The sequence below is a fragment of the Streptococcus loxodontisalivarius genome, from assembly GCF_016908645.1.
In the GTDB taxonomy this organism is placed as follows: domain Bacteria; phylum Bacillota; class Bacilli; order Lactobacillales; family Streptococcaceae; genus Streptococcus; species Streptococcus loxodontisalivarius.
This window is the reverse complement of record NZ_JAFBEH010000030.1, coordinates 16,407-28,058: the sequence shown is the minus strand read 5'-3', so window position 1 is coordinate 28,058 and position 11,652 is coordinate 16,407. Positions and strand designations below refer to the sequence as shown.

Genomic DNA, 11,652 nt, shown 5'->3' with positions numbered 1-11,652 from the left:
GCTTAATTATTTAGTCAACCCACTACAGTTGACAAAGAGCCGATTCTCTCTCGTACTTAATTATTAGTCAACCCACTACAGTTGACAAAGAGCCACAAAAGAGAGAACCAATTTGATTCTCTCTCGTGCTTAATTATTTAGTCAACCCACTACAGTTGACAAAGAGCCAAAACTTCTTAATAGTACTCACCTTGACGGTAGTTCCATGAGTTGAAGTGATCTGAAAGGTGCATCATGATTTTATCGATGTCAAGACCTTTACGGATAACTACTGGACATGGTTCGATTGAACGGCTTCCTTGGCCTTGTTCTGGGATCAATTTACCTTCGGCATCAACCATTGATACCATAACACCTTGCTCGTAACGCGTTTCGATTGTTTTGTCAGGTTGGATTGATGCTACGTAGTCGTCAGCTTCGATAACGAGGTCAACGTGTGACTCGATACGTTCACCGATACCTTCAACCTTACCACGGTTACCTTTACCTGAAGGGTTAGCTGATGATGCGTAAACCATCTTACCTTCATTTTCCCACATTTCTTTAGCGATTTGCTCACCAGCAACACCAAACTTGATAACGAAACATGAAGTTCCACGAACGTCAGTCATCAACTCTTCACGACCGTCACCAAATGCTTGAAGTTTTGCGTAAGCATCTTCACGCCATGGAAGGATACATCCAAGGAGGATATCTTCATCCCAGTGTTTTTGGTAGAAAGCATCGATTTCTGGTGTCAATTGAGCAAGCGCACGCAATTCTTCCATGCTACCACAAAGAACAACACCTGGTTTGTTACGGTTACGTTCTTTAGCTTCAAATTTACGCTCAAGACCAGCTTTATCGCTTGTCATGATGATATAACCAACTTTAGTTGGTGTAACGATACATCCGCCTTCGCCTTTAAGAATTTCAAGACCTTCTTGATTAAGATTTCCATCCCATTGGACATGTTTTGTCATAATAACACCTATTTCTAAACTTATTTAGTCGAATTTTTCAAAAAATTCAATACTCTTAACATTTTAACATCTTAGCCTAGCAAATTCAAGCTTTTCTAAGCATTTTTCACAATTTTCAAAATTGATACACAATTACATCTATTGCCAATAACTTGGACGATTCTTTTCATACTCAGCAATGAGATCTTCATACTGGAGAGTAATCCCAATATCATCTAGACCGTTGACCAACTTATGTTTCCACTCACCATCGATTTCGAAATCAAAGGTACCAAATGGTGTGATCAGTTTTTGATTTGGAAGGTCAACCGTCACTTCCTCATCAGGAGCAAGCGCAGCTAATTGCTGACGTACCTCAAGTGGCTGAACAATAGGTAAAATCCCGTTATTGAGGTCATTGTTATAGTGAATATCCCCAAAAGAACCTGCTACAATCACTTTAAAACCATAGTCGGCCAAGGCCCAGGCAGCATGCTCACGAGAAGAACCCGCACCAAAGTTGTCACCAGTCACAAGGATGCTTGCAGAACGATACTCAGGACGATTGAAGATAAAATCAGGGTCATCCGTGTAACGATCATCTGTATAACGCCACTCGTAAAAGAGGTATTTACCAAAGCCTTTTTTATCAATCAATTTCAAGAATTGCTTTGGCAAAATTTGGTCCGTATCAATATTGTCATTCATCAAGGGAACAGTCGTCCCACTGTAAACTGTAAATTTTTCCACGACCTAACCCTCCTGTGCTTCTGGCAATTGTCTCACATCAACAAAGTGCCCGTAAATAGCTGCCGCTGCTGCCATGGCAGGACTACATAGATGGGTTCTAGCTCCCGCACCTTGACGGTCTTCAAAGTTACGGTTACTTGTTGAAGCACAGTGGACACCCGGTGCCACCTTGTCAGGATTCATCCCTAGACACATAGAGCAACCTGGATCACGCCATTCAAATCCAGCATCCATGAAAATCTTATCCAAGCCAAGTTTTTCAGCAGCACGCTTAACAGGACGAGATCCTGGAACAACAACAGCTGTTAGGTTAGGATTAATTTTCTTGCCTTTAACAAACTTAGCAGCAAGCTGCAAGTCACTCAGCCTAGCGTTGGTACAAGAACCAAGGAAAACATAACCGATTTCAATATCTTCAGCTTTTTGTCCAGGCTCAAGATCCATATACTTGTAAGCACGCTCATCATTCATGTCACGAACTTCTGGAAAGGCTTGGTCAAAGGACACACCCATGGATGGATTGGTTCCCCAAGTAACCATAGGAGCTAGCTGAGAAACATCAATGGTAATGACCTTATCATAGACCGCATCATCATCTGAAACCAGCGTCTTCCAGTCAGCTACTGCCGCTTCAAAATCTTTAGGACGGCATTCTTTATCTGCAAGATAATCAAAGGTCTTCTGATCGGGATTCATAATTCCCATCTTAGAGCCAAACTCAACTGACATATTACAGATGGTCATACGTTCTTCCATGGATAGGGCATCAATGGCTTCGCCACGGTATTCTACTGCATGTCCAACACCAACTGCAACACCATGTTGAGCAATCAAGGCAAGAACAAAATCCTTAGCATAGACACCTTTTTGCGGTTGACCAATATACTCTACCAAGAGTTTCTTAGGCTTAACTTGCCAGATGGTTTGAGTGGCAAAAACATGCTCTACCTCTGTTGTCCCGATACCAAAACCGATAGCTCCAAAGGCACCGTGTGTAGCGGTGTGACTATCACCACAGACGATGAATTTCCCTGGCTGTGTACGTCCAGTTTCTGGTCCAACCATGTGGACAATCCCTTGTTTTTCTGAACCGTGGTCAGCATGATCAATACCAAAATCAACCACATTTTCAGCCAGTTTATCCATCTGTGCCTTAGAGATCACATCACGAATATCATAGATATTTACCGTTGGAACATTATGGTCAAAGGTACCAAATGTCAAATCAGGACGACGCAATTTGCGCCCTGCATCTCTCAATCCTTGGAAGGCTTGAGGACTTGTTACTTCGTGGATATAATGTTGATCCACGTACATGAGCTGGGGCTCGCCGAGGTTGCCGGTCACGACATGACGCTCCCAAACCTTATCAAAAATAGACTTTCCGCTCATTTTTTATACCAAACTTTCGCAGGATAAACCTGCAGATAACTTTCTAACACTCAGATCAGACGATTGAGTAAATTTTCTCAAGAAAGATATTTCCAAACAAGGTAGGCTAGACCTAGTGTTAGGCCCATGCCTAGATACCAAGTCGCTTGAAAATACCATTTTCGTGTTTTATGATGGAAAAATTTTCCAGCTATGAAAGCACCGAAACCTCCAAAAAAGACTGCAATAAGAAGGAGGCTCTTCTCTGAAATACGCCATTGACCACGAACAGCACGTCTCTTGTCAATGCCATAGGTGATAAAAACAAGCAGATTCCAGAGGCCTAGATAAATTAGAAAATCAACCATTAGAGATTTGCAATGATAGCAGCTGTCATTTCAGCTGTAGAGGCTGTGCCACCGATATCACGTGTCAGTACACCTGCTGCCAAGGTTGCGTCAACTGCCTTTTCAATCATGGCTGCGCCAGCATTTTCCCCGAAGGAATCGCGGAGCATCATAGCCACTGATAGAATCATGGAAATCGGATTGGCAACTCCTTGACCAGCAATGTCAGGAGCAGAGCCATGAATGGGTTCGTAAAGGCTAGGACCATCTGCTGAGTGAGATGCTGATGGCATAACACCCAAAGTACCAGGCAGAACTGATGACTCATCAGACAAAATGTCACCAAAGAGATTTTCGGTCACAACAACATCAAAACGAGCTGGATTAGTAATCATAATCATGGCTGCGCTATCGACCAACTGATGTTCCAAAGTGACATCAGGATAGTCTTTAGCAACTTCATCCGCCACTTGACGCCAAAGTTTTGAAGTCGCAAGAACGTTTTGCTTATCAATTGAAGTCACTTTCTTGCCACGACCTTGAGCAATCTCAAAAGCCTTGACCATGATACGACGGATTTCCTCCGCTGAGTAGTCATTGATATCTCTTGCCTTATCAACTTCAAGAATGTGGTCTCCAAAGTAGATACCACCTGTCAACTCACGTACCACAACAAAGTCAACACCTTCAATACGCTCTGCCTTTAAAGGTGACAAGTGCTTAAGGGCATCAAAAATCTTAACAGGACGGATATTAGCAAAGAGATTAAGTTCCTTACGAATGGCAAGCAAACCTTGTTCTGGGCGAACGGGTGCGTTGTCATACTGAGGACTACCGATAGCAGCCAACAAGATAGCATCTGCTTCTTTAGCTGCATCTAAGGTATCTTGTGGAAGGGGATGTCCTGCTGCGTCAATGCCAGCTCCACCAAAGGCCTTAGCTTCCAGAGCGTAGTCGAAATCAATTTTCTCAGCTACTGCTTCAAGAACTTGAAGACCTGCTGCCATAATTTCAGGACCGATACCATCACCAGCAAGGGTTACAATTTTATGTGTCATCTGCTACTCCTTAGTTGCTTGGAAGGTCACGATATGAGACGGCTTTGCCGATTTCGCCAGCATTTTCTTTTTGAACAAAAGCATTAGCATTAACGTAAGCGATAGCACCAGCTTTCAAAACATCAAAGTCAATACCTGAAGCATTGAAAATAGTTCCTGAATCAACATTTTCAACAGAAACAGATACACGTGCTTGGGCATCGATACCTTCTGTTACAGCATCGATATTGTAGCTGAGTAGTTTAACTGTTTGGTTGAAGAATTTATCGATGGCGTTAAAGATAGCCTCAACTGATCCTTTACCGTTTGCGATAACTTCAACATCTTCATTGTCTTCATTTGACATAGTAACGACTGCAGTTACGGTATCATCTGGATTAGAAGTCAATTTTAAGTCATCAAAATGGAACCCTTCTGGGTTAGAAATTTCATTGCCATCTACTAAAGCAACAATATCAGCATCTGTAATTTCATGTTTTTTATCAGCCAATTTCTTGAAGTTAGCAAAGAGTGTTGCAATTTCAGACTCTTCAAAATCAAGTTGTAATTCTTTGAGTTTTTCAACAAAGGCATGACGACCTGAGAGTTTACCAAGTGGAAGAGAGTTTTTCTTAACACCAACCAATTCAGGTGTAATGATTTCATAAGTGAGTGGGTTTTTAAGAACACCATCTTGGTGAATACCTGATTCGTGTGAGAAGGCATTACCACCCACAATTGGTTTATTCTTAGGAAGGGGAATACCTGAGAAACGAGAAACCATTTCAGAAGTATTCATCGTTTCGTTCAAGACGATATCAGATGTAGCTTGATAGTAATCTTCACGAATATTAAGCGCAACAGCAACTTCTTCTAGGGCTACGTTACCAGCACGTTCACCAATACCATTGACCGTTCCTTCAACACGACCTGCACCGTTTTTAATGGCTGCAAGTGTATTGGCAGTTGCCATACCCAAGTCATTGTGACAGTGTGGACTGAAGATGATTTCACGGTCAGATTTGATATTTTCAATCAGATATTTGAAAATGTATCCGTATTCTTCAGGCGTTGTGAAACCAACTGTGTCTGGAATATTGATATAAGTAGCACCTGCATCTACAGCTGTTTGAACTACTTGAAGAAGAAAGTCCAACTCAGTACGTGTTGCATCCTCTGGTGAAAACTCAACGATTTCAAATTTTGAACGTGCATAAGAGACATGTTCTGTTACACTTTCAAGAATTTCTTCCTTAGTTTTTTTCAGTTTGAACTCACGGTGGATAGGACTAGCAGCAATGAAAACATGAATTTGTGGGAATTTTGCATCCTTGATAGCTTCATAACAAGCATCAATATCAGATTTGACAGCACGTGCCAGACCAGAAACAGCTGTTTTTGTCATTATTGCTGCAATTTGTTTTACTGCTTCAAAGGAATCTGGACTTGCTGCTGGGAAACCAGCTTCGATTGATGAAATTCCCCATTTTTCCAACTGCTTAGCAATTGCGACCTTCTCTTTGATAGAGAAGTTTACACCCGGCGTTTGTTCGCCATCACGAAGACTTGTATCAAGAAATTCAACTGTACGCATAGTATACCTCTTTCTAAGATTATTCCTGACAATAAATCAGGAAAACATGGCTGGTAGCTGCCTTTGAAGCACTCTGATGAGAATAAGCTAACTTGTCGCAATTCTCTGAAAATCATAGCTAGACTGCAGAAACTAAATTTTCTTGAAGAGCTTCTCAGCTAACTACCAACCATTCCTAACAATAAAATTAAAAACCCGCTAGGAGAATTCCAAGCGAGTTTTTCTTTCCCGCTTGGTAAGCCAAACAGGACTAATGCTTCTTCATGCACTAGCCCTCATTACGCAATAGCAAAACAGTTTTTGTTGCGAATGTCATTTGACTCCTCCTTATCGATAGTTATTACAAATATCTTAACGTTTCCTACTCATTTTGTCAAGGAAATAATTCAGAATTGCTGAATTTTCTGAAAAGTTGCTACAATTTATTTTCCTACAACTTTCAAAAAAAGTGAAAGGAAATATTCCTCTCACTTCTTCGATTATAGCGTAATGGTTTGATAGTATTTCTCAATACCGCTAACAATAGCTGTCGCTAGCTTTTCTTGATAAACTGTACTTCTGATTTTCTGATTTTCAGATGCATTTGACAGATAGCCCAATTCCAAGAGAACTGCTGGTGCTGTGGTTTCTCTAAGCACAGCAAATGTTTCTCTTCTAACACCGTTATTAACTGCACCAGTTCCTGAGATGACTGCACTTTGAATATCATTTGCAAGAATTGCACTCAATTCAAGACGTTTAGTATCATTATGGTAAGTTTTGTTGATTCTTGATGGGTAATCGGCAGCATACTGATAGTAGTAAGTTTCAATTCCTTGAGCTGAGGCTGATGTAGAAGCATTGAAGTGAATACTAATAAAGAGGTCTGAATCACTAGCATTTGCCTTGCTTGAACGATCAAGTAGTCCAACAGCCACATCGCTGTCTCTTGTTGTCACAACACTGTAACCAAGTTGCTCAAGTTTTGATTTTACTAAACTTTCAACCGCTAGATTCACAGTCTTCTCTGCCGTATTATAATAATATGCTCCAGAATCATAACCCCCATGACCAGCATCCAGATAAATCGTTTTTGTTACAACGCTATAGTTTCCTTGAGACGCTGTTCCTAAATTTTTCGAAGCAAGAAGGTAATCCCCTACGACATATCCACTTCTCTCACCATCTTGGTAATCCACATAAGCATGAATTGTATATGTTCCCTCAACTCCTCGATGCTTCAATTGATTTACTTGAATTGTCGCCTGATTATTTGTTGGAGTTACAGTGTACCAATGAATATTTGATTGCCCTTCTTCTGACCAAGCAGCTACACTGATACTTTTAATACTTCGGTTAATAGCAGAGCCATCAACCAAAATGTCTACGATTCCCTTATCTTTATCATATTCTGTTACTAGAATACTTGGAGTTGTTAAATTTTTAGGGAGTTCAACGGTAAAGCTTGTCACCCCCAAGCCAACTAGACTATTATTGCCAATCAAGCTATTGGCATAGACATGGGCTTGGTACTGGCCAGTATCCAACTTGTGGTCGCTGAGGCTGACAATGGCTGTATAAGAACCATCCGCATTTTTGCTTGCACTGGTCCACTTAATATCATCTTGGTCGTTCTTGTTTGACCAAACTGGAATGGTCACAGATGTGATGTACTGTGGCGTTTCAGTAACGGTGATTTTATAGTGGGTATCATCTGTCTTTTCAACGGCAACCTTGGCTGACGGTTTTGGAAGCTCAATCGTGCTTACTGCGAGTCCAACAGCTCTGCCATTTTCAAATGAATAAGTGTGGATATTGTAAGTATCATAGCCAGAGTGGTCTGTGTACAGAGCCAAGGCATTGCCAGAGGCATCAGCATCATACCACTTGATGTCATCTTGGTCTTTTTCCTGAGACCAAACGGCGAATTTGACTTTCTTGTAATCCCTAACCTCAGTAGAAGTCACATGCAGGGCAATCCCTTGATTGGTCAAGTTTGAAGTGACTTCTGTTTTCGAAGCTGGTTTAGTGATTTTGAAGGTCCCAAGATTGGTGCCAGTTGTTGTTCCGTCTGTGTAGTCCGTGTAAACATGAACCGTATAATTACCGCTGGTATTTGACAAATCAGCGATTGAAATGGTCTGTTTTGCTTGGTTATTGCTGATGGCTGGCGCATACCACTTGAGGTCGTCCTGTCCCTTGTCTTCTGACCAAGCTGCAATACGAACTCCGGTCAGGGTCTTAGTTGCACTTGAGCCCACAACAGCCACATCGAAACTGGTTTTATTCTCAGCATAATTGACAAGAGAAACGGTTGCCGTCTTACGGTTGTCAACGTTATTGTAGCCATCTGTGGCGGACAAACCAATCAAACCACCAGTAATCGTACTTTGACCGTAAACATGAATATTGTAGTGGCCAAATTCACTATTGTGATCCTTGGTCGCAACGGTTACCGTATAAGTCTTACTTGCCGTTTTCTGAGCAGTGTACCACTTGATGTCGTCCTGATTATTCTTATCTGTCCAAACAGGAATAGTTACGCTAGAAATAGAGTCAGGAACATTTGAAACCGTGATGGTAAAGGCATCTGTCGATTTTGAAGTCACAGCCACTTTGACATCAGTCACAATTGTGATGCTAGTCACATCTAACCCCACCATCTGCCCATTGCGATTAGCGTAGGTGTGAATATTGTACTTGCCATATTCCTTGTGTTTTGACAGGTCAACATAGGCAGCGCCCGCAGCACTAGCCGTATACCAAATCAAATCATTCTGATCATTAGGATCGCCCCAAACGGCGAACATGATTTTCTCATTGCTGGCGATAGTTTAACTGTATTGGATTGTGATGGACTTATCATCGGTCTTTGCCGTAACCAATTCTTGGCTGGCACTTGAGGCAAGACTGGCTGATAGAGCAGACACAGGCAGGTCAGTCACTTCAAGATCTGAGAGGCTAAAAGTTGTGAATTCCTCTTCTTCAGCGACAGTCGTTTCCTGAGAAATAGCTGAGCTAACTTGCTGGCTTGCCACTTCAGAACTAACATTAGTTGTCGTTTCAGCTACCGTCTCAGAACTACTTGTAGTAACTTCAGAGCTGACTTCCGTAGAAGTTGTCACTTCTTGGCTAGCTTGAGTCTCACTTGTCACAACAGTTTCAGTTGTAACCGCAGTATCTTCAACAAGACTAGCCTCGCTGGTTTCAACTGTCAGTTGAGTAGTGGTTTCACTTGTCGTTGTCGTCTCATCAGCGGAAACATTGGCCGCAAAACCCAAAAGCGCCGTGGCCAAAACAACACCGCAGAGTCCGTAGGATTTAGATTTCTTAAATCCAAAATAGTCTTTCTTTTTCATGCTTTACTCCTAAAGATCATTCTAATTATTCAGTTTAGTATAATTTTTCTGAAATTTCAAGATTAAATGAGCATTTTCTTGATATTTTGCGAATTTTTCAGCACTGCTATTGACCAAAAAAGAAAAAAGCTAGCCTTAGCTAGCTCAAAACTTCTATTCCCCAAGAATTGCGGCTACTTTCGTGTTAATCAAGTCGATAGCAACCAAGTTTGATACACCTTCTGGGATAACGATGTCAGCGTAACGCTTCGTCGGTTCAATAAACTGATGATACATTGGCTTAACCACTGTTGTGTACTGCTCAATGATACTATCCAAACTACGGCCACGCTCTTCCATATCACGTTTGATACGACGAATAATACGGATATCATCATCAGTGTCAACGAAAAGTTTGATATCCATCAAATCACGTAAACGTTTATCTTCAAGTACAAGAATCCCTTCAACGATAAAGACATCCTGCGGTTCCTGACGATAGGTTTTTTCACTGCGAGTGTGTTGTGTGTAATCATAAATTGGAATATCAACAGGGCGACCAGCAATCAATTCATTGATGTGCTCAATCATCAAATCCGTATCAAAAGCAAGCGGATGGTCATAGTTAGTTGTCACACGCTCTTCAAAAGTAAGATGACTTTGGTCTTTATAGTAAGAATCGTGCTCAATCATTGCGATTTTGGCATCTGGAAAGTTGGATAAGATTGCGCGAGAAACGCTAGTCTTACCGCCCCCTGAACCACCAGTCACGCCAATAATAATCGGTTTTTTTCTCATGATAAACTTCCTGTCTAAAATTGTCTTTCCTATCTATTTTACACTAAAACATGATATAATGAAAGAACTATCAATTGTTACTGGATGAAAACTAGCTCACGTTCTGAGTGCTTCCAGTAGTTAGAAAACGAGTATAATCATGATAAACACATTTCCAACAGTCTGGCAGGACAAATTATCTGCCCTGAACTTTAGTCAGCTGACAGCTATTCAAGAAAAGGCATTTCCAATTATTTCCGACGGTGATAATCTGCTAGGCATTAGCCCAACAGGTACTGGAAAAACCTTGGCCTATCTTTTCCCAAGTCTTTTAAAACTCAAACCCAAAAAATCGCAGCAGCTACTTATCCTAGCACCTAATACTGAATTGGCTGGTCAGATTTTCGATGTAACTAAAGAATGGGCAGAGCCTCTCGGTTTGACAGCTCAGCTATTTCTATCCGGATCAAGTCAAAAACGTCAGATTGAACGTCTCAAAAAAGGACCTGAAATCCTAATCGGAACGCCTGGTCGTGTGTTTGAATTAATCAAACTCAAAAAAATCAAGATGATGAATGTTGATACTATCATTCTGGATGAATTTGACGAATTGCTCAGCGATTCTCAGTATCACTTTGTCTCAAAAATCACCAATCATGTTTCACGTGATCACCAGCTCATCTACATGAGTGCAACCAATAAGGTTGATCCAGAATCCTTGGCAGACAATACCATTCTCCTGGACCTTTCTGATCAGAAACTAGATACTATCACTCACTACTATCTTCAAGTTGACAAGCGAGATCGTCTTGAGATTTTGAGAAAATTGTCTAATATTCCTGATTTCCGAGGCCTCACCTTCTTCAACAGCCTGTCTGATTTAGGTGCTGCTGAGGAACGCCTTCAATTTAATAATGCTTCCGCTGTTTCTCTAGCCAGTGATGTTAATGTTAAGTTCCGTAAGGTTATCTTAGAGAAGTTCAAGAATCATGAAATTGCCCTGCTTCTAGCAACTGACTTGGTTGCACGTGGGATTGATATCGAAAATCTTGAAGTCGTTGTTAACTTTGAAGTTCCCCGTGATCTTGAATCCTATACTCATCGTGCTGGGCGCACAGGACGTATGGGAAAAACTGGAAGTGTCATCACCCTAGTCACACATAAGGAAGACCTCAAAAAACTCAAAAAATTTGCCCAAGTATCAGAGGTTACACTCAAAAATCAAAGCTTACATACAAAATAAACAAGAATAGGTCAGGATATAATCTTGACCTATTCTTTTACACAAATCTTGTCATTGAATTTAGATTTACGAGATTTAAATCACTGATGTTATTTAAAACACAAAAAAGAACGAGAAACTCGTTCGTTCAGAATGTAGACAAACCTAACTTTCAACGGAATTGGATACAAAAGCTCAGCTTACTTAAAACAAATCTTCCGATTTCATGCGAGTGTTAGCGAGCCCCAAAAAGATACTTCCGCCGTGATGAAAGTGTAAGAAATGCCTATATAAAA

The 11,652-nt window shown here is 41.1% G+C and carries 10 protein-coding genes; 1 reads left to right on the top strand and 9 read right to left on the bottom strand.

Annotation, left to right across the window (positions count from 1 at the left end; translation table 11 throughout):
- Nucleotides 1–176 precede the first annotated feature (176 nt).
- The 9 genes from JOC28_RS07245 to udk all read right to left on the bottom strand — a co-directional run bounded on the left by JOC28_RS07245 (nucleotide 177) and on the right by udk (nucleotide 10,155).
- A complete protein-coding gene (locus JOC28_RS07245) occupies nucleotides 177–962 on the bottom strand; it encodes an L-threonylcarbamoyladenylate synthase (protein ID WP_205010030.1) in 786 nt (261 codons plus the stop codon).
- Nucleotides 963–1,100: 138 nt separating this feature from the next.
- Nucleotides 1,101–1,691, bottom strand: a complete 591-nt coding sequence (leuD, locus tag JOC28_RS07240) for a 3-isopropylmalate dehydratase small subunit (protein WP_205010029.1) — start codon at nucleotides 1,689–1,691, stop codon at nucleotides 1,101–1,103.
- Nucleotides 1,692–1,694: 3 nt separating this feature from the next.
- Nucleotides 1,695–3,083 carry a 3-isopropylmalate dehydratase large subunit gene (gene leuC, locus JOC28_RS07235; protein WP_205010028.1) on the bottom strand — a complete coding sequence of 463 codons (1,389 nt, stop codon included), beginning with the start codon at nucleotides 3,081–3,083 and terminating at the stop codon, nucleotides 1,695–1,697.
- Between the two features lie 77 nt (nucleotides 3,084–3,160).
- Nucleotides 3,161–3,430 (bottom strand): DUF1294 domain-containing protein, encoded by a 270-nt coding sequence (locus JOC28_RS07230; protein WP_205010027.1) that lies wholly within the window; start codon nucleotides 3,428–3,430, stop codon nucleotides 3,161–3,163.
- Complete coding sequence (gene leuB, locus JOC28_RS07225; protein ID WP_205010026.1) at nucleotides 3,430–4,467, bottom strand: 3-isopropylmalate dehydrogenase; 1,038 nt, start codon at nucleotides 4,465–4,467, stop codon at nucleotides 3,430–3,432. Before leuB ends, JOC28_RS07230 begins: the two co-directional genes overlap by 1 nt.
- Before the next feature lie 10 nt (nucleotides 4,468–4,477).
- Nucleotides 4,478–6,040 (bottom strand): 2-isopropylmalate synthase, encoded by a 1,563-nt coding sequence (locus JOC28_RS07220; RefSeq protein ID WP_205010025.1) that lies wholly within the window; start codon nucleotides 6,038–6,040, stop codon nucleotides 4,478–4,480.
- A 479-nt stretch (nucleotides 6,041–6,519) separates the two neighbouring features.
- The gene (locus JOC28_RS07215; RefSeq protein ID WP_205010024.1) at nucleotides 6,520–8,829 is read right to left on the bottom strand and encodes a GBS Bsp-like repeat-containing protein; all 2,310 of its coding nucleotides are present in this window, start codon (nucleotides 8,827–8,829) and stop codon (nucleotides 6,520–6,522) included.
- 24 nt (nucleotides 8,830–8,853) lie between these two features.
- Nucleotides 8,854–9,378 (bottom strand): putative cross-wall-targeting lipoprotein signal domain-containing protein, encoded by a 525-nt coding sequence (locus JOC28_RS07210; RefSeq protein WP_205010023.1) that lies wholly within the window; start codon nucleotides 9,376–9,378, stop codon nucleotides 8,854–8,856.
- Between the two features lie 153 nt (nucleotides 9,379–9,531).
- Nucleotides 9,532–10,155: a uridine kinase gene (udk, locus tag JOC28_RS07205; RefSeq protein ID WP_205010022.1), complete on the bottom strand. Its 624-nt coding sequence runs from the start codon at nucleotides 10,153–10,155 to the stop codon at nucleotides 9,532–9,534.
- Between the two features lie 139 nt (nucleotides 10,156–10,294).
- On the opposite strand from udk, the gene JOC28_RS07200 reads away from it, so the two are divergent.
- The gene (locus tag JOC28_RS07200) at nucleotides 10,295–11,377 is read left to right on the top strand and encodes a DEAD/DEAH box helicase (RefSeq protein ID WP_205010021.1); all 1,083 of its coding nucleotides are present in this window, start codon (nucleotides 10,295–10,297) and stop codon (nucleotides 11,375–11,377) included.
- Nucleotides 11,378–11,652: the final 275 nt, after the last annotated feature.